The 21965-nt window shown below is 62.1% G+C and carries 17 protein-coding genes; all 17 read right to left on the reverse strand.

Annotated elements, in window-relative coordinates; translation table 11 throughout:
* Positions 1-134: 134 nt before the first annotated feature.
* Positions 135-1973 (reverse strand): dihydroxy-acid dehydratase, encoded by a 1839-nt coding sequence (gene ilvD, locus NA8A_RS05130; protein ID WP_009449571.1) that lies wholly within the window; start codon positions 1971-1973, stop codon positions 135-137.
* A gap of 193 nt (positions 1974-2166) precedes the next feature.
* Positions 2167-2466: an AzlD family protein gene (locus NA8A_RS05135; protein ID WP_009449572.1), complete on the reverse strand. Its 300-nt coding sequence runs from the start codon at positions 2464-2466 to the stop codon at positions 2167-2169.
* Entirely contained in the window at positions 2463-3191 is a 729-nt protein-coding gene (locus tag NA8A_RS05140) for an AzlC family ABC transporter permease (RefSeq protein WP_009449573.1), read from the reverse strand. Before NA8A_RS05140 ends, NA8A_RS05135 begins: the two co-directional genes overlap by 4 nt.
* 92 nt (positions 3192-3283) lie before the next feature.
* Complete coding sequence (gene ligA / locus NA8A_RS05145) at positions 3284-5395, reverse strand: NAD-dependent DNA ligase LigA (protein ID WP_009449574.1); 2112 nt, start codon at positions 5393-5395, stop codon at positions 3284-3286.
* 175 nt (positions 5396-5570) lie between these two features.
* The gene (gene recN, locus NA8A_RS05150; RefSeq protein WP_009449575.1) at positions 5571-7244 is read right to left on the reverse strand and encodes a DNA repair protein RecN; all 1674 of its coding nucleotides are present in this window, start codon (positions 7242-7244) and stop codon (positions 5571-5573) included.
* Between the two features lie 112 nt (positions 7245-7356).
* Positions 7357-8181 carry an outer membrane protein assembly factor BamD gene (locus NA8A_RS05155; RefSeq protein ID WP_009449576.1) on the reverse strand — a complete coding sequence of 275 codons (825 nt, stop codon included), beginning with the start codon at positions 8179-8181 and terminating at the stop codon, positions 7357-7359.
* A gap of 209 nt (positions 8182-8390) precedes the next feature.
* Positions 8391-9329 carry a UDP-3-O-acyl-N-acetylglucosamine deacetylase gene (gene lpxC / locus NA8A_RS05160; protein ID WP_009449577.1) on the reverse strand — a complete coding sequence of 313 codons (939 nt, stop codon included), beginning with the start codon at positions 9327-9329 and terminating at the stop codon, positions 8391-8393.
* A 385-nt stretch (positions 9330-9714) separates the two neighbouring features.
* On the reverse strand, positions 9715-11364 hold the full coding sequence (gene ftsZ, locus NA8A_RS05165; protein WP_009449578.1) for a cell division protein FtsZ: 1650 nt from the start codon (positions 11362-11364) through the stop codon (positions 9715-9717).
* A 67-nt stretch (positions 11365-11431) separates the two neighbouring features.
* Positions 11432-12745 (reverse strand): cell division protein FtsA, encoded by a 1314-nt coding sequence (ftsA, locus tag NA8A_RS05170; RefSeq protein ID WP_009449579.1) that lies wholly within the window; start codon positions 12743-12745, stop codon positions 11432-11434.
* On the reverse strand, positions 12742-13650 hold the full coding sequence (locus tag NA8A_RS05175; RefSeq protein WP_009449580.1) for a cell division protein FtsQ/DivIB: 909 nt from the start codon (positions 13648-13650) through the stop codon (positions 12742-12744). The genes ftsA and NA8A_RS05175 overlap by 4 nt, the downstream gene beginning before the upstream one ends.
* Positions 13638-14564, reverse strand: coding sequence for a D-alanine--D-alanine ligase (locus tag NA8A_RS05180; protein ID WP_009449581.1), 927 nt, complete (start codon positions 14562-14564; stop codon positions 13638-13640). Before NA8A_RS05180 ends, NA8A_RS05175 begins: the two co-directional genes overlap by 13 nt.
* A gap of 252 nt (positions 14565-14816) precedes the next feature.
* Positions 14817-15779: a UDP-N-acetylmuramate dehydrogenase gene (murB, locus tag NA8A_RS05185; RefSeq protein ID WP_009449582.1), complete on the reverse strand. Its 963-nt coding sequence runs from the start codon at positions 15777-15779 to the stop codon at positions 14817-14819.
* Positions 15779-17182, reverse strand: coding sequence for a UDP-N-acetylmuramate--L-alanine ligase (gene murC / locus NA8A_RS05190; protein WP_009449583.1), 1404 nt, complete (start codon positions 17180-17182; stop codon positions 15779-15781). The genes murB and murC overlap by 1 nt, the downstream gene beginning before the upstream one ends.
* On the reverse strand, positions 17179-18303 hold the full coding sequence (murG, locus tag NA8A_RS05195) for an undecaprenyldiphospho-muramoylpentapeptide beta-N-acetylglucosaminyltransferase (RefSeq protein ID WP_040671920.1): 1125 nt from the start codon (positions 18301-18303) through the stop codon (positions 17179-17181). The genes murC and murG overlap by 4 nt, the downstream gene beginning before the upstream one ends.
* A 1-nt stretch (position 18304) precedes the next feature.
* A complete protein-coding gene (gene ftsW, locus NA8A_RS05200; protein ID WP_009449585.1) occupies positions 18305-19459 on the reverse strand; it encodes a putative lipid II flippase FtsW in 1155 nt (384 codons plus the stop codon).
* 1 nt (position 19460) lies between these two features.
* Positions 19461-20870: a UDP-N-acetylmuramoyl-L-alanine--D-glutamate ligase gene (gene murD / locus NA8A_RS05205; protein WP_009449586.1), complete on the reverse strand. Its 1410-nt coding sequence runs from the start codon at positions 20868-20870 to the stop codon at positions 19461-19463.
* A gap of 10 nt (positions 20871-20880) precedes the next feature.
* A complete protein-coding gene (gene mraY, locus NA8A_RS05210; protein ID WP_009449587.1) occupies positions 20881-21963 on the reverse strand; it encodes a phospho-N-acetylmuramoyl-pentapeptide-transferase in 1083 nt (360 codons plus the stop codon).
* Positions 21964-21965: the final 2 nt, after the last annotated feature.

Genomic DNA, 21965 nt, shown 5'->3' on the forward strand with positions numbered 1-21965 from the left:
TTCTCCCCGCAGGAGAGATGGGCAGCTCGACCGAAACCTGAAAAGCGCCGGACGAAATCGCCCGGCTGCAAAATGCTTCTTTCTTCTCGCATTTGTGCGACGCCGGACGAAATCGCCCGGCTGCAAAATGCTGATTATTCCTCGGGCAGGACGCGCACCGCCCCCTTGTCTGCCGACGAGGCGAAGGCCGCATAGGCCTTCAGCGCGGTCGTGACGTTGCGCTTGCGCGGCCCGGCTGGCTTCCAGCCAAGCTTGTCCTGCTCAGCGCGGCGTTCGGCGAGTTCCGCATCCGAAACGGCAAGGTTGATCGTGCGGTTGGGAATATCGATCTCGATCATATCGCCACTGCGCACGAGGCCGATGGCGCCGCCCTGCGCAGCTTCCGGCGATGCATGGCCGATGGAAAGGCCCGAGGTTCCGCCCGAGAACCGGCCATCCGTCACCAGCGCACACGCCTTGCCGAGGCCGCGCGACTTGAGATAGCTGGTCGGATAGAGCATCTCCTGCATGCCCGGGCCCCCCTTGGGGCCTTCGTAGCGGATCACCACCACGTCGCCTTCCTTGACCTCCCTGCCCAGAATGCCCTTCACCGCCGCATCCTGGCTTTCATAGACCACGGCTGGCCCGGTGAATTTCAGGATGGACTCGTCCACGCCCGCCGTCTTCACGATGCAGCCGTCGAGCGCGATATTGCCCTTCAGAACGGCAAGACCGCCATCCTTCGAGAACGGATGCTCGACGGAACGAATGACGCCCTTTTCGCGGTCGAGATCAAGCTCGTCCCAGCGGGCTTCCTGGCTGAACGCTGTCTGGGTCGGAATACCGCCGGGGGCAGCCTTGAAGAAATTATGCACGCTCTCGCTGTCGGTGCGGTCAATGGCCCAGCCGTCGATCGCCTCACCGATGGTCGGCGTGTGTACCGTGGGGGAATCACGATGGATCAGACCGCCCGCATCGAGCTGGCCGAGAATCGCCATGATGCCGCCGGCCCGGTGCACATCTTCCATGTGCACATCCTGCTTGGCAGGCGCGACCTTGGAGAGGCATGGCACCTTGCGCGACAGCGCATCGATATCGTCCATGGTGAAATCGATCTGCCCTTCATAGGCAGCCGCCAGAATGTGCAGCACCGTGTTGGTGGAACCACCCATGGCGATATCCAGCGACATCGCATTCTCGAAGGCACGCTTGTTCGCCACGTTGCGCGGCAGCACGGAAGCGTCATTCTGCTCATAATAGCGCTTTGCGATACCCACCGCGAGGCGGCCCGCTTCCAGGAAGAGGCGTTTGCGATCCGCATGGGTGGCAAGCGTAGAGCCGTTTCCAGGCAGGGAAAGGCCGAGCGCTTCGGTCAGGCAGTTCATCGAATTGGCCGTGAACATGCCCGAGCAGGAACCGCAGGTCGGACATGCGGAGCGCTCGATGACCGAAACATCGGCATCAGAGATTTTATCATCGGCAGCCGCAACCATAGCATCGACGAGGTCCAGCGCCTGGGTCTTGCCATTCAGCACGACCTTGCCGGCCTCCATCGGCCCGCCCGAAACGAAAACCGCCGGGATGTTGAGACGCATGGCGGCGTTGAGCATGCCAGGCGTGATCTTGTCGCAATTCGAGATGCAGACCATCGCGTCGGCGCAATGCGCGTTGACCATATATTCGACGCTGTCGGCGATCACTTCGCGCGACGGCAGCGAGTACAGCATGCCGTCATGGCCCATGGCGATACCGTCATCCACCGCGATGGTGTTGAACTCCTTGGCGATACCGCCCGCCGCCTCGATCTCACGCGCGACGAGCTGTCCCAGATCCTTCAGATGCACGTGTCCGGGAACGAACTGCGTGAAGGAATTGACCACGGCAATGATCGGCTTGCCGAAGTCCCCGTCTTTCACGCCGGTTGCGCGCCAGAGGCCGCGTGCTCCCGCCATGTTGCGTCCATGGGTGGTTGTTCTCGAACGATAATCTGGCATTGGGCTGTCGTCTTTCACTTACGTATGGCTCTTGCGAAGAGCTGGATCATCGGTCACCAAGTAAACCTTTGCACCGTCCGATACCATACCGAGCCGGCTAGCGGGATAGCGATTCCGGAGAGTTTTTGCGCAAAATGCCCCGTTTCGTGCCGGATCAGGCCGAAACCGGTCGCCGAAATGCGCGCAGCATCCGTCAGATGCCGATATTACGCAGCACGATCAGCACGGCTGCCGCCGTCAGGAACACGGTCATCATGCCGCCCGCCCAGAAAGAGACAAGAACGCCCGCGCCAAGTGCGGCAAGTTCAGCAGGCCCGCCATTCATTGCGGCAGGTGCGACGAGCGTGGTCAGGACGGCCGCCGGCACGGCGTTCAAGCCCGCCTCGACGCGCGGATGAATGCGCTCGAAGCGCGACAGGACGATATGACCGCCAATGCGCGTCAGATAGGTCAGGAGCCCGCCGGCCAGGATGATCCAGATCGTGGTGCTCATTGCGCGCCCCGCTTTCCTCTTGCATCGGGAGAAAACATTGCAGCCAGAAGCACCCCCGCCAGAGCCCCGATGGAGACATGCCAGGGCGAGCCGACGGTACGATAGGCAATGATCGAGACCACCGCGCTGACCGCCACAACGGGAAGCCAGAAGGGCCGCTTGCGAAAGCCCATCACCAGGCCCAGAAAATAAATCGGCAGCAGGAAGTCGATGCCGTAGGGCTCAGGATCCGGCATCATCTTGCCGAAAAGCGCCCCAACCCAGCCTTCGATGATCCAGGTGAAATAGACAGGGATCGCAACGCCCAGATACCAGCCCCAGGTCACCACGCCCTTCGTCTCTCCGCGCCGCTCGGTTTCGGCAAAGACCGGATCGGACAACACGAAGAAACCGACAAGGCGCTGCCAGGGTTTCCAATGGGCGATCCGCCGCCCCGTGGTTGCTGAATATAGCACGTGCCTGAAATTGACCGCGAAGATCGAAAACACGATCAGCCACGGGGCCACCTTCTGCCCGAAGAGCTCGATGCCCACCATCTGGCTGGCGCCGGCAAAGGTGGCCGCGCTCATCAGCACCGCCTCGAAGACGCTAAAACCATTATCGACCGCCAGCGCGCCGAACAGGACACCGAACGGCAAAGCGGCAACAATGATCGGAACACTGTCGCGCACACCCTGCGCGAAGTCGCGTGGACCGGATTGACCGGCCAGTATATCGGTTGTCATGGAGCCTCCAGAAAGGCCATGATAGGTCAGTCCCGCTGACCAGTCGCTTCAATTTCTTTGAGCCAGCGATCAACAAGCCTGACAGGCAAGGATCACCCGCCGACGCGCTCGAACCAGGCGTCTTCGTCGATCACCTCAATGCCGAACTCGGCGGCCTTCTTGAGTTTCGATCCGGCGCCCGGCCCCGCAACGACAAGATCCGTTTTCTTCGAAACCGACCCTGCGACCTTGGCGCCCAGGCGTTCCGCCATCGCCTTGGCCTCATCACGCGACATGCGCTCCAGGCTGCCCGTGAAGACGATGGTCTTGCCCGCCACGGGAGTGTCAGCGGCCGGCCGCTCGGCGTCGATCACCCTCACCTGATCGGCGAGTTTCTCCACAAGGTCACGATTATGCTCTTCGCCGAAATACTGCGCGATGGAATCGATCACTGCATCGCCGATATCGTCGAGAGCGTCCATCTCCTCGCGCGCCTGCATGTCGCCTTCGGCAACCTTGAGTGCAGCATCGTGGAACTCCCCCCAGGAGCCATAGGCGCGTGCCAGGGTCTTGGCTGTCTGTTCGCCCACATGGCGAATGCCGAGCCCGTAGATCATCCGTTCGAGACCGATCTCGCGGCGCGCCTCGATTGCCGCAAACAGATTGGCTGCCGAAGTGGCGCCCCATCCTTCCTTGTCCTTGAGCTTCTTGATGTTCTTCCCATCGCGTTCCGCAAGCGTGAAGATCTCGCCCGGGCTCTTCACGGGCAGGTCGGGATCATTGAAGAAGAACTCGATCTGCTTCTCGCCCAGCCCATCGATATCGAATGCGCGCCGCGACACGAAATGACGCAAATGCTCGACCCGCTGGAAGGGACAGGCGAACTCGCCCGAGCAACGGCGCACGACACCTTCCACACCGGTGCCGATCCCTTCGCGCACCACCGGTGTCTTGAGTTCGCAGGGACAGACGGTCGGAAACACGAAGGCCTCCGCGTCTGCCGGCCGCTTTTCCTCAATGACGCCGAGTATCTGTGGAATGACGTCGCCGGCCCTTTGAACGGTCACCGTATCGCCAATCATCACGCCCAGCCGCTCGATCTCCTCGGCATTGTGCAGCGTCGCATTCGTCACCACCACACCGCCGACCGTCACGGGCTCGAGCCGGGCGACCGGGGTCAGCGCGCCCGTGCGGCCCACCTGAATGTCGATCCCCCTCAGAATGGTCGTTGCCTTTTCGGCGGGAAACTTGTGCGCGATAGCCCAGCGCGGGCTGCGCGACACGAAACCCAGCCGTTCCTGCAAGGCGAGATCGTCAACCTTATAGACGACCCCATCGATGTCATAGGCAAGCCGCGCGCGTTCCTCCTCGATCTTGCGATACTGGTTGAGCAAGCCCTCGGCGCTCTCGCTGCGCGCCATCAATGGATTCACGCGAAAGCCGTAGCGCTCGAACGCTTCGACCATGCCGGTCTGTGTATCGGCCGGCAATTGCGAAACCTCCCCCCAGGCATAGGCAAAGAATTTGAGAGGGCGGGCTGCCGTGATCGAGGCGTCGAGCTGGCGCAACGACCCGGCTGCCGTATTGCGCGGATTGACATAGGTCGGCTTGCCCTCGGCCTCCTGTCGCCTGTTCAGTGCCAGGAAATCGGCATGCGTCATGTAGACCTCGCCGCGCACCTCGATAATCTCCGGCGGGTTTCCGGAAAGCACGGTGGGAATATCAGCAACGGCGCGGGCATTCGCGGTAACGTTCTCGCCCTCCTGCCCGTCGCCGCGCGTGGCGGCCGAAACGAGGCGTCCGTTTTCATAGCGCAGGGATAGCGAGAGCCCGTCAATCTTCGGTTCCGCCGTCATGACCACCGGCGCATCCGCGGCAAGCTTGAGATAGCGGCGGATGCGCCCGACGAAGTCGATCACATCCTCATCCGAAAACGCGTTGTCGAGAGAAAGCATCGGCACCTTGTGCCGAACCTTCTCGAATTTTCCCGAAACGGGCGCCCCCACACGCCGTGAGGGCGAATCCTCCCGAACAAGATCGGGGAAGCGTTGTTCGATGGCCAGATTGCGCCGCCGCAAGGCATCGTACTCAGCGTCGGAAACACTGGGCGCATCCTCTTCGAAATAACGCCTGTCATGCGCGCGGATTTCAGCCGCGAGCCTCTCCAGCTCTTCCCTGGCTTGATCTTCCGTCAGATCCTCGACGGGCGGCTTGGCTGCGGGCATGGCATTGATTCCGGCTGTGAACTGCGCCGGAGTTTAGACCATCATCCGCCCGTGGAGAAAACCCGCTTTGAACCTGTCATGCACATGCTGACAGCTGCTGAAGCGCCCGCAAGGCATTTTGCAGTCCGGTGAAATCATCCATGCGCCCTGCATAAAGACGGAGAGCAAGGGCGTTCTAGGAAACCGGGGTCGTGCCCTTCAGCAGCCTCTGGGCTGCCGCGCGCGCCTCATCGGTGACCGTGGCGCCCGCCAGCATGCGGGCGATCTCTTCCTGGCGCGCATCCGTATCCATCACGGAAACACCGGTCGAGACCTTCTCCTGACCGCCGCTCTTGGCGATCAGGTAATGCGTCCCGGCCCGTGCAGCCACCTGCGGCGCGTGAGTGACGGAAAGCACCTGAATACGACCGGCAAGACGTGAAAGGCGCTGACCGATCGCATCGGCAACCGCGCCGCCCACCCCCGTATCAATCTCATCGAAGACCAGCGTCGGGGCCGATCCACGGTCGGCGAGAACCACCTTCAGCGCCAGAAGGAAGCGGGAGAGTTCGCCGCCCGATGCGACCTTCATCATGGGGCCGGGGCGCGTTCCCGGATTGGTTCGCACCCAGAATTCCACCCGGTCGATGCCTTCTTCGGCGCGGTCCTGCGCTTCGGTGGCGATCTCGACAATGAATTCGGCCCGTTCCAGCTTCAGCGCAGGAAGTTCCGCCATGACCGCTTTGGCAAGCCCTTCGGCTGTGCGCAGGCGCATCTTCGAAAGTTCAGCCGCAGCCGCGTCGTAAGCCTTTATAGCTGCAGCAGCCTGTTCCTCCAGCAGACCGAGCCGCTCCTCGCCTGCATCGAGCTCGTCCAGATCGCCGACCATGCGCGCGCATAGTGCCGCCAGATCGTCCACCTGCACATTGTGCTTGCGCGCTGCGGCCCTGAGGGCGAAGAGGCGTTCTTCCGCCTGTTCGAGACGTTTCGGATCAAATTCGGTCGCTCGCATGGCCTCATCGACGCCCGACTGGGCCGCATCGAGAGACAGCAGCGCTGCGTCGAGCGATTCTATGATCCCGTCCAGCAGGCCCGGTGCATCCTGCGCCTTGCGCTGAAGCCGGCGCAAAAGGCTGGACAGCTGAGGTATCGCTGAAGCGCCACCGGACAGAACCTCCTGCGCATCCGAAATATCCGAAGCGATCTTTTCAGCGCGCATCATGTTGGCGCGTTCCTCGGCCAACGCTTCTTCCTCGTCCGGACGCGGATCGAGCTTGGAGAGTTCATCGACGGACGCACGCAGAAAATCCGCTTCACGCGCCGCCGCTTCGACCCGCGCCTTGTGTCGCGTGAACTCCTGCTCGGCCTGCCGCAAGTCCCGCCAGGCAAGCCGCACCCGACCGACCGCCTCGCCATGACCGCCAAACGCATCGAGAAGATCGCGATGGATCGCCGCGTCCACCAGAGCACGCTCATCGTGCTGCCCGTGGATTTCCACAAGCGCACGCCCCACCTGCCGCATGAGCGCGACGCTCGAAGGCTGATCGTTGATGAAACCGCGCGTGCGCCCATCGGCACTCTGCACACGGCGCAAGATAATGTCGCCCTCGTCGTCGATGGCATTCTCAGCAAGAAGCGTGCGCACCGGATGAACCGCCGGAAGGTCGAAGACAGCGGTCACCTGCCCCTGATCGGCGCCATGGCGCACAAGGGAAGCGTCTCCCCTACCCCCGAGCGCAAGCGACAGGGAATCGAGCAGGATGGATTTGCCTGCGCCGGTCTCACCGGTCAAAACCGAAAGCCCGCCCGGAAAATCCATGTCGAGGCGTTCAATCAGGACGATATCGCGGATCGACAGATGTGAGAGCATGGGTGCCGACGCTATAGCATTTCGTCGTCAGGTGAAATCACCTGACGACGCAGGACTGCGAAAAAACACGGAGATGGAGCGGAACGGCGTTTCCATGAAACAATGAACCGCTCTAACCGCCGAGAATTGCAGACCCGGCCTTGGACAACCACGACCCCGCGTTCTCGCGCGGCTCGAAGCCACCCGATTGCAGAAGTGAATAGGAATCCTTGTACCACTTGCTGTCAGGGAAGTTGTGGCCAAGCACGGCGGCAGCCGTCTGAGCTTCGGAAACAAGGCCCATGGCGAAATAGGCTTCCGTCAGACGAGCCAGCGCCTCTTCTACATGGCGGGTGTTTGGATAATCCTCGACGACACCGCGGAAGCGGCGGATCGAAGCCACATATTCGCGCCGCTCGAGATAATAGCGGCCGATCTGCATCTCCTTGCCGGCAAGCTGATCCTGCGCGAAGCGGATCTTGGCCTTGGCATCCTCGACATATTCGGACTCGGGCCAGCGCTGAACGACTTCGCCCATCGTCTCGGCGGTCAGGCGCGCCTCGCGCTGATCCTGCGTGACGTCGCGAATCTGGCGGAAATAGCTAAGGCCGACGAGATACTGTGCATAGGCAGCCTCATCCGAGGTCGGATAAAGCGAAACATAGCGCTTACCGCTATTGATTGCCTCGTCATACTTCGCCTGCCGGTAGCTGGCGAAAGTGTTCATGATCATCGCTTTGCGGGCGAACTCGGAATAAGGGTGCTGCCGATCAATGGCCTCGAACTTGGCGCTCGCCTCCTTGAGGCGACCGGCGTTCATATTGGCAAGGCCCTGATTGTAGAGAACGTCAGCAGAATCCGTCGGCTCGACATAAGTCGAAAGATCGAGATCCTTCTCCGCATTGCAGCCTGCAAGCAGAAGCGAAGCGCCGAGGGCCGATACCGCCAGTAAAGCCATTCTGCTTGTTCTGGTCATCCCGGCAACATTGGTTGAACGCATTTCGCCTCTCGCATCTGGGAAATCGATACTGGATCGCAGCCATAGAGCATATCACTGCTGCCCCGGCAACGCTATTGCCGCGCAATGGTGCAATTTTGTGGCGGTGAGACGTCTCGCCGTCAAAAGCCCCCGGCCATCAACAGCCGCGGGCAGCAAAAAGCATCGGCTCAGATCATCCAGGGGGCGTAGACCGGTGCGTTGACCGCCACCATTTCCGCACGACGCCCCTGCTCGCGGCGCGTGGTCTCGACAACTTCATAGGCCGAACGATCGGTCAGAAGATGACGGAGCGCCGCAGCATTCAGCCTGTGCCCGCCACGATATGAACGGAAACAGCCGATGAAACGCGCACCTGCCAGAGCCAGATCGCCGACGGCGTCAAGCATCTTGTGGCGCACGAATTCGTCCGGGTAGCGCAGGCCGCCCATATTGATGACCTTGTGATCCTCACCGATCACCACGGAATTTTCGAGCGAGGAACCAAGCGCGAAGCCGGCTGCCCAGAGGCGCTCCACATCCTTGATGAACCCGAAGGTGCGGGCACGTGCCACTTCCTCGCGGAAGCTGCGGGCGCTGAGATCGAGCGACAAGGACTGACGCCCGATGGCCGGCGAATCGAAATCGATATCCACCTCGAAGCGCGTTCCGTCGTGCGGACGAAACTCGGCCCAGGAATTCCCATTGTCGATACGGACCGGCTTGAGCACGCGAATGTAACGCCGCTTCACCCCCAGGGTGGCGACGCCTGCCTGTTCGAAGGCCTCCACGAAACCGATGGCGCTACCGTCGAGCACCGGCACTTCGCTGCCGTCGATCTCGATCGCGACATTGTCGATGCCCACGGCCATCAAAGCCGCCATCAGATGTTCGATGGTCGCGACATGCTCACCGCGCACATCGCCAAGAGCGGTACAGAGATCGGTCTGTGCGACTTCGGAAGCCAGCGCGCGGATCACGCGGCCGGTGCCGCCCTCGTCGATGCGCTGGAACACCACACCGGTGTCCGCGTCGGCGGGCGAAAAATGAATGTAAACCGGTTTGCCGCTATGAACGCCGATGCCAGAGAGCGAACAACGCGATTTCAGTGTCGTCTGATATTCGAGCAAAATGGGTCCCCGTCAGCTCGTCTAATCCGCAGCCCGCGCACAAGGGCACGCAGCCGCATGTTCGAAGATACTTAGGACGACACCCCCAAATGCGTCCCACGCCCCGCCTTTATCCAGGGCGAAAGATAATGTCGTGAGACACGGACTCCAAATCACGCTTTCTTACTCCATGTTACGACACACAAACACAGTAATGCTCTTATAAGACACTGTTTTATTTACTAATTCTTAAACACAGAGGAGGCGCATAGCGCCTCCCCTGAAACATGCTGTTAACAAGCGTTATCCGATAGCCGGCGAATGGTCCGGTCTTTCCGTCTGGCTCGAGTTTGTCACCGATTCCCGACATACGGAAAAAGCCGGACGTTTAAGCCCGGCCTCCGGATCAGTTGGCCTGCCGGCGCAGGAACGCCGGAATTTCGAGATGATCGTCTTCCTGGACGCTGCGCTGCTGCGTCGTCAGGCGACCGTGCTCGTCGAGCTGCCCCTGGCGTGGCGCGTAAAGCTGCGCCTCGTTGCTGCCCGCGTGACGCGGCTGCGGCGCGGCCTGACGAAGTTTGGGCTCACGCGGCTGCTCGACCGGAGCGGCATCGCCGTCACGACGCGACAAACCATGGGTCAGGCGCTTGATGAGGCCCATCGGACCGCGGTCTTCCTGCTCCTGATGCGCATGGGATGCCGACTCGATTTCAGCCTTGACCACCGGCGGGAAATCCTCGACCCGCGGCATGCGGGGCGCTGCGGCCTGCGGCTGCGGTTCGCGAACGGCGGCAGCCACCGGAGCGGCCTGAACGGGACGCGGGGCAACGGCGGGGCGGGCAACCGGCTGCTCTGGCGCCTGACGGAACAGCGTGCTCTGCGGCTGGAAACCCTCGGCGGCGGCTGCGGGGCGCGGAGCCGGTGCAGGCGTCTGCGGCACGGCACGTTCTGCCTCGCGGATCGCCTCGGCGACCGGATCGGCGGCAACCGGTTGCGGGCGCGCTTCGACAGCGGCCGGGCGCGGCGCTTCGATCGGACGCGGCGCTACGGCCGGACGCGTGATCGTCGCTGGAGCAGCCAATTCCGCGGCCGCCTTGTCGATGCCGGTGGCAACCACGGAAACGCGGATCACACCTTCCAGTTCCTCGTCGAAGGTCGCGCCAAGGATGATATTGGCGTCCGGATCGACTTCCTCGCGGATGCGGGTCGCCGCCTCGTCCACCTCGAACAGGGTCAGGTCGCGACCACCGGTGATGGAGATAAGGAGGCCCTTGGCGCCCTTCATTGAGCTCTCGTCGAGCAGCGGATTGGCGATTGCCGCCTCGGCAGCGGCCATCGCGCGACCCTCGCCGGAAGCTTCGCCCGTGCCCATCATGGCCTTGCCCATCTCGCGCATCACCGAGCGCACATCGGCAAAATCGAGGTTGATCAGGCCTTCCTTGACCATCAGGTCGGTGATGCAGGCAACACCCGAATAGAGAACCTGATCTGCCATCGCGAAAGCATCGGCAAAGGTCGTCTTGTCATTGGCGATGCGGAAGAGGTTCTGGTTCGGGATGACGATCAGCGTGTCGACGCACTTCTGCAGTTCCTCGATGCCCGCATCTGCGGTGCGCATGCGGCGCTGGCCTTCGAAATGGAACGGCTTGGTGACGACGCCGACAGTCAGGATACCCTTTTCGCGGGCAGCGCGGGCGACGACCGGAGCGGCACCCGTGCCCGTGCCCCCGCCCATGCCGGCGGTGACGAAGCACATGTGGGTAGACGTCAGGTGATCAAGGATTTCGTCGATGCATTCTTCAGCGGCGGCGCGACCGACTTCAGGTTGGGAACCGGCGCCCAGTCCCTCGGTGACAGCGGCTCCAAGCTGGATCAGGCGCTCGGCGCGCGACTGGGTCAGCGCCTGCGCATCGGTATTGGCGACCACGAACTCGACCCCGCGCAGGCCGGCGTTGATCATGTTGTTGACGGCATTGCCGCCGCCACCGCCAACACCGAATACGGTGATCCTCGGCTTGAGCTCGGTAATATCCGGCTTCTGCAGGTTAATCGTCATTGTCTCGTCCTTTCCGCCTTTTGCCGCCGCCTCGCCGCCGCGGTCGTCACTTGGGGCGTATCCCCCGCTAGAAGTTGCTTTTCAGCCATTGGCCGACGCGCTGCAGCCGGCCGCCAGTGCCGGTCGCGCGAGTGAAAATGCCGCTCTTTCCGCCGCGGCCACGGTTTTCGAACTCCGCCACCTGCGGATAGATCAAGAGCCCGACCGTCGCGGAGAAAGCGGCCCCCTTTGCCGCCTCCGGAAGTCCCGCAACACCGAGCGGACGGCCAAGGCGCACATTGCGTCCGAACAGTCTGCGTGCCGCCTCGGGCAGACCGACGAGCTGGCTTGCGCCCCCCGTCAGAACGACACGCCGGCCGACCAGACTGCCGTAGCCGGAGCGATTGATCTTGTCGCGCACCAGCTCCAGCGTTTCCTCGATGCGGGCACGGATGATCCTCGTCATCACCGCGCGTGGCACCTGAATCGGCTGCTCTCCGTACTCCGCCCCCATTGGGTGAATGGAAACGATGTCACGATCGTCGCTCGACGACAGAAGCGCCGAGCCGTGCATGACCTTGAGGCGCTCGGCATCTTCGAGCCGTGCGGAAAGGCCACGCACCAAATCCATCGTCACGTGATTGCCTCCGATAGGCAGGGCGTCGCCCCACACGAACTTGCCTTCGGAAAACACGGAAATCGTCGTGGTGCCGCCGCCCATGTCGATACAGGCGGCCCCCATCTGGGCCTCGTCGTCCACCAGGGCCGAAAGGCCGCTTGCATAGGGCGTCGCAACCATGCGCTCGACTGAAAGATGCGAGCGGTTGATGCACAGCTCCAGATTACGCAGGGGCGCGGCATCCGCCGTCAGGATATGCATGTCCACGCCGAGCTGCGAACCGACCATGCCGCGCGGGTCGCGAATGCCGCGTTCGGCATCCAGGCTGAACCCCGTCGCAAGCGAATGCACCACCTCACGCTCCATCGCGAGCCCGTGACGAGCACCGGCGGCAAGAACCCGGTTGATGTCGGAGCGCGTGACCTCGTGGCCGCCAAGATTGATCGACGCGGAGATCGTTTCGCTCTTCAGCCGTCCCGCCGACACGTTCACGATCAGGGAATCGACCGTCAGCCCTGCCATCCGCTCGGCCGCGTCCACCGCGAGCCTGATGGCTTCCTCCGCCCGGTCCAGATCGATGATGACCCCGGACTTCACGCCCTGCGACTGCTGATGGCCAATGCCGATCACCCTGACCCGGTGGGTGCGATGCCGCAGGGCACGCCCCTCCTCATTGGGCATCAGCTTGGCGATGATGCAGCAAATCTTGCTCGAGCCGACATCAAGAACCGTAATGATGCCGGAGCGGCGCGCGCTATCCTTCGTTTCTGATAACCAGTTCATATGCGCGCCCCGGATTTCTTCTTCAAACCAAGCCGCTCGCGCATGGCAGCTTCATGCGCCTCGGCAGATTCCGGAGAAAGGCCGATTGCGAGCCTGTCGGGCAAGCGCATATCGATGGAGGTGATGTCGCGAGACAGAAGCCCCTCTTCGCGATCCAGCCGCGACAGGGTTGCTAGCGCCAATTCCTCACCGGCCTCCGGCAATTTGACGGTCACCCCGTCGTCGAGCCGCAGATCCCAGCGCCGTTCACCCACGCGAATATAGGCCCGCACGCGGCGAGCCAGGTCCGGATGCCTGTCGATCTTGGCGATGAACGCCGGACCGGAGTCGCGAGCGCCCGAACCGATAACCATCGGCAGGGATGCGAATTTGGAACCATTGAACGGCACGATCACCGAGCCATCTTTCTCGATCAGAAACAGTTTGCTGCCCTGCTGCCAGATGGCGAAGGGCAATTTCTCGACAATGTCGACATCCACTGTACCCGGATAAACCTTGCGCACAGCTGCCCTCTCGACCCAGGGCAACGCCGCAATACGCTCTCTTGCGGCTTCGGCATCGAACCCCATGAGGGCCGTCCAGCCGTCAAGTCCGAGCACTTGCAGGACATCGATCTCCGATGTCTCGCGATTTCCCGCGACATTCACCTTGGCTATGGCAAAACCGGTACGAGCCGTTACGGCCTCCACCACCTGCGGCATATGTCCGCCGGCAACGGTTCCATAAGCGACAGCAGCACCCAGAAGCAGCGCGCTTGCAATGGTCGCTCCGTAGCGCGGCGCTTCGACCTCGCCCGCATTCACGCGCTGCATAAAGCGCGCCGGGCGCCGCAGCCAGCGCGGCAACACGAAATCGCCACCGGCCAGGCGGACTGCTCCGCTTTGCCGTGTCGTCAGCGGGAACACGAGGCGTCCTCCACGATCCAACTCAACAATTCACCAAAACCCAAACCCGCCTCAGCGGCGATTTCCGGCACCAGAGAGGTCGGCGTCATGCCGGGCTGCGTGTTGATCTCCAACCAGACAAGCTCGCCATCCTCGGAAGAGCGATCATCGAAACGGAAGTCAGACCGGGTCACGCCCCGGCAGCCGATTACCCTGTGTGCCTCAAGCGCCAGTGTCTGTATTTTTTGGTAAATATTTGGTGAAAGTTTTGCCGGGCATTCGTGTTTTGACCCGCCCGAAACGTATTTTGAGTCATAATCATAGAAGGAATGCCCAACGGGGACGATTTCCGTGACACCAAGGACCCGTTCGCCCAGCACGGCACAGGTAAGTTCACGCCCGGGAATATAGCGCTCCACCATCACCCGCTCGCCGTAACGCCACTCGGGAGAGCTTACGATCTGCGGCGGATGCGACTGATCCTCGCGCACGATCACAACGCCGAAGCTCGACCCCTCATTGACGGGCTTCACCACATAAGGCGGCGCCATCGGGTGCTCCGAAACGATCTCGAAACGATTCATAATGACCGCTTCGGCGACAGGAATCCCGACCGTCCGGGCAACAGCCTTGGCAAGCTGCTTATCCATCGCGAGCGCTGAAGCAAGAACCCCCGAATGCGTGTAGGGAATATTCAGATATTCAAGAATTCCCTGAATTGTCCCGTCTTCACCATAGGGGCCGTGCAGAGCGTTGAAAGCAACATCGGGATTGAGCTCACCAATAACCTTCGCCACATCGCGCCCCACATCGACGCGCGTGACGGAGTATCCCTCGACTTCGAGAGCATCGGCGCAAGCCACACCGGAAGAGAGACTGACAGGCCGCTCGGAGGAAAATCCTCCCATCAGAACGGCGACGTGCTTCCTCTTCATATCCCGGCCACCCCCTTATCCGGCCAGCCCAAAAACAGGGCAATAGTATCCATTGGTCGAGCAAGACCCCCTTGAACGGAAAAGCCCCCGACCGGTACGCCGCGACTCAAATCAGTGATTACTTATGACCCCAAAGAATCAGAGGTTTGATTCCATGGCAAGGCCTTGAGATTCCGTAAGATTCAATTTTCTGAAAATGTTACGGTTTGTGAACGCAAACGACATTTCGTGAAGGCGCCGAAGCGCCTACGCTTACAAAAGACGTCCGAGAAATGGCTCGATCACATGCCCTTCGCGGAAGCTGCCGATCCGCTTGATCTCCCACTCCAGCTTGATTCCGGAATGATCCAGCACGCGCGTACGGACGGTTTCGCCAAGGAATTCCAGATCGTAACCCGTCGCCGTGCCGGTGTTGATCATGAAATTGCAGTGCATCGGCGACATCTGCGCTCCGCCGATGATGAGCCCGCGGCAACCGGCCTTGTCGACTTCCTTCCAGGCGGAGCTTCCCGGCGGATTCTTGAAGGTGGATCCGCCCGTCTTCTCGCGGATCGGCTGCACCGTTTCGCGATGATGCTGGACTGCGTCCATCTCCGACTGGATGACTGCCTTGTCTTCGCGATAACCTTCCATCACAGCTTCGGTGAAGATGAGGTCCTTCGGCGCGGTGGAATGACGATAGGCATATCCCATATCGGCATTGGAAAAGACGTGCAGGTCGCCCCTGCGGTCGAGGGCGCGGACTTCGACAACGCGTTCGCAGGTTTCGACGCCATTTGCCCCTGCATTCATCCGCAACGCACCGCCAATTCCGCCCGGAATGCCGTGGTAAAAGTGAAATCCGCCGATACCCGCATCGAGCGCCACCGCTGCGAGCCGCTTGTCGGGAATGGCTGTCCCCACTTTGATCCGCGTTTCGGAAACGACATCCGCATGGCCGAAACCCTTGGCGGACAACCGCACGACAAAGCCGCGAATACCCCCGTCGCGGACGAGAAGGTTTGAGCCGATGCCCACCACGGTGATCGGAATCTCGTCTGGAACGGCCTTCAGGAAAGCCGCCAGATCGTCCTCGTCGGCCGGCTGGAAAAGCGCATCCGCCTGCCCGCCGGCCCTGAACCAGGTGATCTTGTCCATACCGGAATCGGGAATGATGCGCCCGCGCAGGCCCGACAGCCGGTCCCCCAGGCTTTCAAGCAGTTGAGCGCCCCGCATCAGTCCCCGGCCTCCAGCTCGCCGGGCAGCGCATAGGCCCATTGCGTGATGTTGCCGGCGCCGAGATAGACGACGAAATCGCCCTCCTTGCCCCAGCCGCGCACGATTGCCTTCACCGCTTCAGGCCCATCGATGAAGCGGACATCGCGGTGGCCCGCAGCCCGGATGCGCGAAACCAGCGTTTCCGAAGACACCCCCTCGATGGGGTCTTCGCCCGCCGCATAGACCGGCGCGATCAGCACCTTGTCCGCATCGTTGAAGCAGGCTGCGAAATCGTCGAACAGATCGTGCAGGCGCGAATAGCGATGTGGCTGGGCAACTGCCAGAATACGCCCCGAACAGGCCTCGCGCGCCGCCCGCAGGACGGCCTTGATCTCGACCGGATGATGGCCGTAATCGTCGAACACGCTGACGCCGTTCCAGCTTCCCGTATGCGTGAAGCGCCGCTTCACACCGCCAAACCCGGCAAGCCCGGCGCGGATTGCCTCCCCGCCGATGCCCAACTCGTGCGCCACCGCGATTGCAGCCGTGGCATTGGAGACATTGTGGCGGCCGGGCATGGGCAGGCGCAGCCCCTCCAGCGTTTCGGTCTTGCCCGTCTTGCGGTCGCGGAAGACCACGTCAAACACCGAGACCGCCCCGTCCATGCGGTGACCGGTAAAACGCACATCAGCCTGCGGATTCTCGCCATAGGTGATGACGCGGCGATCATCGATGCGCCCCACCAGTGCCTGAACCTCTGCATGGTCGATGCACATGACGGCGAAACCGTAGAAGGGCACGTTCTCGACGAACTGGCGAAACGCCTCACGCACCTGGTCGAAGCCACCATAATGGTCGAGATGTTCCGGGTCGATATTCGTGACGACGGCGATTTCGGCCGGCAGTTTCAGGAAGCTGCCATCGCTTTCATCCGCTTCAACGACCATCCAGTCGCCTTCGCCCATGCGGGCATTGGTTCCGTAGGCGTTGATGATGCCGCCATTGATGACCGTCGGATCGAACCCGCCGGCATCGAACAACGCCGCCACCATGGAGGTGGTCGTGGTCTTGCCATGGGTGCCGCCGATCGCCACGGCCTGCCGGAAGCGCATGAGCTCCGCCAGCATCTCGGCGCGCCGCACGATAGGCAGATGACGCTCGCGCGCGGCCATGAGCTCGGGATTGTTCTTCTTGATCGCCGTCGAGACGACGATTACCTCGGCATCGCCGAGATTGTCAGCCGCATGGCCGACAAACACCGAAATGCCCTTTTCACGCAAACGCTGAACATTGGCGTTTTCCGATTGGTCGGAGCCCTGCACCCGGTACCCCAGCGTATGCAGGGCCTCCGCGATGCCGCTCATGCCGATGCCGCCAATACCGACAAAATGTACTGTACCGATGGTCTGCGGCATCTTCATGCGCCGTGTCCTTCCTTGAATCGTGTAACGGGCGTGCGGGAGGCAATAGCCTCCACGAGATCGGCAAGCAACCGCGTCGCATCGATACGGCCGACGCTTTTCGCGCCTGCTGCCATGCCCGCAAGCCGTTCGCCATTCTCCAGCAACTCGGCCAGTTCGCCCGCCAAGGTCGCCACGTCGATCTCCTGCTGGCGCCGCATCAGCGCCCCGCCCGCATCCACCAATATCTTCGCATTGTGCCCCTGGTCGTCATCGAGTGCATGCGGCAGTGGAACCAGTACAGCGGGTCGGCCGATGACGGAGAGTTCCAGCACCGTGGAAGCGCCAGCGCGGCTGACGACCATATGGGCGGCCGCCATGCGTGCCGGCAAATCGCCGAAGAAGGGCGCCACCTCGGCGCTTACTCCGAGCTCCTCATAGCACCGCCGTACCCGCTCTTCGTCCTCCGGACGCGCCTGATGGGTGATGGCGAGCCTCCGGCGAAGTGCTTCGGGCATCTGCGCCACGATCTCCGGCATCGTGTCGGAAAAATAGCGCGCGCCCTGGCTGCCTCCGAACACGAGAAGACGAATTGTCTCGCCTTTGCGGGGCGGCGCATAAGGCGTAGCCGCGGCCTCGATCACAGCCGGTCGTACGGGATTGCCGACTTCGACGATTTTCTCTGCGAAGGGCCCCTCTGCCCTGAGAAACCCACCTGCGATGGCCTGAACGCGTGTGGCAAGCGCCTTGTTGGCCCGCCCCATCACAGCGTTTTGCTCGTGCACCAGCGCCGGCACGCCGCGGCGCGTCGCAGCATAAAGAGGCGGCAGCGTCGGGTAGCCGCCGAAGCCGATCACAGCAGCGGGTTTCAACCGCTGGAGCAGTTTGGATGCCTGCGTTACCCCGCGCCAGATGGTCCAGCCGGCCTTCAGCAGCGCGACCGGATTCTTCGACCCAAACGTCGCGGCCTCGATGACATGCAGTTCATCTGCCGGAAAATGCTCCGCATAACGGGCTGCCCGCGCATCCGTCACGAGATGCATGGACCAGCCGCGCCCGTTGAGTTCATGCGCCAGCGCCTCGGCTGGAAAGAGATGGCCGCCGGTCCCTCCGGCGGCAAGAAAGATCGTTCCTTTGCCCATGTCAGCCCGCAAGCGCCTCGCTTCCGGCGGGCGGAGCATAGGTCACGGGCCGCCGTTTCTCCGGCCTGCGCCGTGTCAGGGCGAGCACGAAGCCCATGGAAATCGCCATGGCGATGAGAGAGGAGCCGCCATAGGAAATAAAGGGAAGCGTCATGCCCTTGGCGGGCATAAGGCGCACATTCACAGCCATGTTGATGATGGACTGGAACCCGAAAAGGATGACCAGACCACTCACCGCGTAGCGTGTGAAATCATCCTCCTCCCTGCGCGCCTTCGCGAGCCCGCGCAGCACCACGAACGCGAACAGGCCAAGAATGATGAAGCAAAGGATGATGCCGAACTCCTCGCCGGCCACCGCAAAGACGAAATCCGTGTGGCTGTCCGGCAGGATGCGCTTCACCGTGCCTTCGCCCGGTCCGCGTCCGAACCAGCCGCCGCGCGACAACGCCTCGAGGCTCATGTCCACCTGATAGGTATCGCCCTCTCCGGTCAGGAAGCGGTCGATGCGTTCCGACACATGGGGAAAGACCGTGTAGGCAAGGAAAGCGCCGCCCGCACCGACCGCACCAAGCACGGCGATCCAGAGCCAGGGCATGCCGGCGATGAAGAACATCGCCCCCCAGGTGCCGAGAACCAGCATGGTCTGCCCGAGATCCGGCTGTGCGACGAGCAACGACATGACGAGGCCCAGAAGCAGCATCGCGAAAAGATTGCCCGGAATTTCCGGCTGGCGGGCATGTTCGTGGAAGAGCCATGCGCAGATCACGACAAATGCCGGCTTCAGATATTCGGAAGGCTGGACCGAGACGCCGAAAATATGCAGCCAGCGGCGCGAGCCCTTCACTTCCATGCCGAAGAACAGCGTCATCACCATCATGGCGAGCGCCCCGACCAGCATCAGGAGCGCCACGCGCCGCACCTGCCGCGGCGTGAGGAAGGAAATGCCGATCATCACGACCACGGCCGGAACCATGAAGATGATCTGCCGCGTCACGAAATGAAAGCTCGACAAGCCGATGCGCTCGGCCACCGCCGGGCTTGCGGCAAAGGACAGGACCACGCCAAGTCCCATCAGCGTCAGAAATGCGGCCAGGAACCAGCGGTCGATTGTCCACCACCAGTTGGCGACAGGGCTGCGGTCGGTCCGGCTCACCATGTCACTCTTTCTCCATCATCTGCGTGCCGGCAAGCGAACGAACCGCCTCGCGGAAGGCTTCGCCGCGCACTTCAAAATTTCTGAACTGATCGAAACTCGCACAAGCCGGGGAGAACAGAACCACAGCCTCCGGCGCAGAACCGCCTGCCACATCGCCCGCCGCATCGCGCGCCGCATGTTCGACGGCAGCTTCAATGGTACCTGAAATTTCGAACGGCGTCGCCTCCCCTATGGTGGCCGCGAAGGCCGGAGCCGCCTCGCCGATCAGATAGGCCTTGGCGATGCGCGGAAAAAAGGGGCGCAGCGGTTCAATCCCGCCCGATTTGGGCAGGCCGCCCGCGATCCAGTAGATATGCTCGAAGCTCGCCAGTGCGCGCTCCGCCGCATCGGCATTGGTGGCCTTCGAATCGTTGACGAACAGCACTTTGCCCTGCCGCGCCACCTGTTCCATGCGGTGCGTTAGACCCGGAAAGCTCTCCAGACCGGCCTGTATCTCCCGTGCATCGAGGCCGCATTCAAGACAAGTGACGACCGCTGCAAGCGCATTTTGCGCATTGTGCGCGCCGCGCAGGGACCCGATACCTTCGAGCTTCGCGATGGTTTCCGTCTTGCCGCCTCGCGCCCGCAGCAAACGGGTCCCTTCAGCGTAGAATCCGTCCTCAAGCCGCGTTGTGGCCGAAATCCGCGTCACCCGCCGCCCCTCGTCCTCGAGGCGGCTGGCTATGGCGCGGCAATCCGCATCGTCCACGCCGATCACCGCCAGGGCACTCTTCGCCACCAGCCGCTCCTTGATCGCCGCATAGTTTTCCATGGTCCCGTGCCGGTCGATATGGTCGGGCGACAGATTGAGAAGAATACCCACCGAAGGATCGAGTGTCGGCGCAAGATCGATCTGGTAGGAGGAGCATTCGATCACGTAATGCCGGTCCGGTGCCGGTGGATCGAGGGTCAGCACCGCGCGGCCGATATTGCCGCCCATCTGCGTATCGCGTCCCGAATGGGCGAGCATATGCGCAATCAGCGCCGTCGTGGTCGACTTGCCATTCGTGCCGGTTATGCCGATCAGCGGCGCTTGCGGCGCGCTTGCACGGCGCTGCCTGGCGAACAGTTCGATGTCGCCGATGATCTCGACACCCGCCGCCCGCGCAAGGTCCGCACTCCAGTGCGGACGCGGGTGCGTCAGCGGCACGCCTGGGGACAGGATGAAGGCCGCCATTTCGGCCCAGTCGATCTCATGGAGGTCCCGCGCCGAAATGCCTTCTGCCGCAGCCCGCGCGACACTGTCGGGATTATCGTCGAATGCGGTGACGAGCGAACCGCCAGCCGCCAGCGCCAGCGCTGTGGAAATGCCGGAACCGCCGAGGCCGAAAAGGGCGACCTTCCTGTCCTTGAAGACCGAAACGGGGATCATGCGGTCCGCCTCAACGCAGCTTGAGCGTGGAAAGGCCAATCAGCGCCAGAAGCACAGCGATGATCCAGAAGCGGATCACCACCTGACTTTCCGTCCAGCCTAGCTTTTCGAAATGGTGGTGTATGGGCGCCATCAGGAACACCCGTTTGCCGGTCATCTTGAAGACGGCCACCTGGATGATCACGGACATGATTTCCACCACGAACAGGCCACCGATAATGGCCAGCACGATCTCATGCTTGGTTGCCACCGCCACCGAACCGATCAGGCCGCCCAGGGCGAGCGACCCCGTATCGCCCATGAAGATAGCTGCCGGCGGTGCGTTGAACCAAAGGAAACCGAGACCTGCGCCGATCACCGCGCCGAGGATCACGGCAAGCTCGCCCGTTCCCGGCACGAAATGAATCTGCAGATAGTTCGCGAAAATGGCGTTGCCCGAAAGATAGGCGATCACGCCGAAGGAGGCGGCCGCCACCATCACCGGAACGGTGGCAAGCCCGTCGAGCCCGTCGGTCAGGTTCACCGCATTGCCCGCCCCCACGATCACAAAGGCGGCGAAGGGAATGAAGAAGATGCCGAGATTGAGGATCAGGTCCTTGAAGAAAGGGAAAGTGAGGGAGGAGGAAAAGGGCTCTTGCCCCGCCCGCATGATGAACCAGGCCGCAGCACCCGCGATTGCAAATTCGATGAGCAGTCTGAGTTTCCCCGAAAAGCCGAGATGCGACTGCTTCGTGACCTTCAGGTAGTCGTCATAGAAGCCGATCGCCCCGAAGCCGACCGTCACCATCAGCACCACCCAGACATAGACGCTGCTGAGATTGGCCCACAACAGGCAGGAGCCCAGAATGCCGGACAGGATCATGAGGCCGCCCATGGTGGGCGTTCCAGCCTTCTTGAAATGGGTCTGGGGCCCGTCCGCGCGGATCGGTTGCCCCTTGCCCTGCCGGACCCTGAGGGAAGCGATGATCATCGGCCCGAACAGGAAAACGATAAGCGCCGAGGTGATCAGCGCCGCTCCGGTCCGGAAGGTGATGTAGCGGAAAACATTGAACACCGAGAGTTCATCGGCGAGTTCGGCGAGCATCATCAGCATGG

The organism is Nitratireductor indicus C115, assembly GCF_000300515.1.
In the GTDB taxonomy this organism is placed as follows: domain Bacteria; phylum Pseudomonadota; class Alphaproteobacteria; order Rhizobiales; family Rhizobiaceae; genus Nitratireductor; species Nitratireductor indicus.

Bases quoted from the DNA above. Each gene is read 5' to 3' on its own strand.
- ilvD (WP_009449571.1), bottom strand. From the start codon at position 1,973: ATGCCAGATTATCGTTCGAGAACAACCACCCATGGACGCAACATGGCG.
- NA8A_RS05135 (WP_009449572.1), bottom strand. From the start codon at position 2,466: ATGAGCACCACGATCTGGATCATCCTGGCCGGCGGGCTCCTGACCTAT.
- NA8A_RS05140 (WP_009449573.1), bottom strand. From the start codon at position 3,191: ATGACAACCGATATACTGGCCGGTCAATCCGGTCCACGCGACTTCGCG.
- ligA (WP_009449574.1), bottom strand. From the start codon at position 5,395: ATGCCCGCAGCCAAGCCGCCCGTCGAGGATCTGACGGAAGATCAAGCC.
- recN (WP_009449575.1), bottom strand. From the start codon at position 7,244: ATGCTCTCACATCTGTCGATCCGCGATATCGTCCTGATTGAACGCCTC.
- NA8A_RS05155 (WP_009449576.1), bottom strand. From the start codon at position 8,181: ATGGCTTTACTGGCGGTATCGGCCCTCGGCGCTTCGCTTCTGCTTGCA.
- ftsZ (WP_009449578.1), bottom strand. From the start codon at position 11,364: ATGACGATTAACCTGCAGAAGCCGGATATTACCGAGCTCAAGCCGAGG.
- ftsA (WP_009449579.1), bottom strand. From the start codon at position 12,745: ATGAACTGGTTATCAGAAACGAAGGATAGCGCGCGCCGCTCCGGCATC.
- NA8A_RS05180 (WP_009449581.1), bottom strand. From the start codon at position 14,564: ATGAAGAGGAAGCACGTCGCCGTTCTGATGGGAGGATTTTCCTCCGAG.
- murB (WP_009449582.1), bottom strand. From the start codon at position 15,779: ATGCGGGGCGCTCAACTGCTTGAAAGCCTGGGGGACCGGCTGTCGGGC.
- murC (WP_009449583.1), bottom strand. From the start codon at position 17,182: ATGAAGATGCCGCAGACCATCGGTACAGTACATTTTGTCGGTATTGGC.
- murG (WP_040671920.1), bottom strand. From the start codon at position 18,303: ATGGGCAAAGGAACGATCTTTCTTGCCGCCGGAGGGACCGGCGGCCAT.
- ftsW (WP_009449585.1), bottom strand. From the start codon at position 19,459: ATGGTGAGCCGGACCGACCGCAGCCCTGTCGCCAACTGGTGGTGGACA.
- murD (WP_009449586.1), bottom strand. From the start codon at position 20,870: ATGATCCCCGTTTCGGTCTTCAAGGACAGGAAGGTCGCCCTTTTCGGC.
- mraY (WP_009449587.1), bottom strand. From the start codon at position 21,963: ATGCTGATGATGCTCGCCGAACTCGCCGATGAACTCTCGGTGTTCAAT.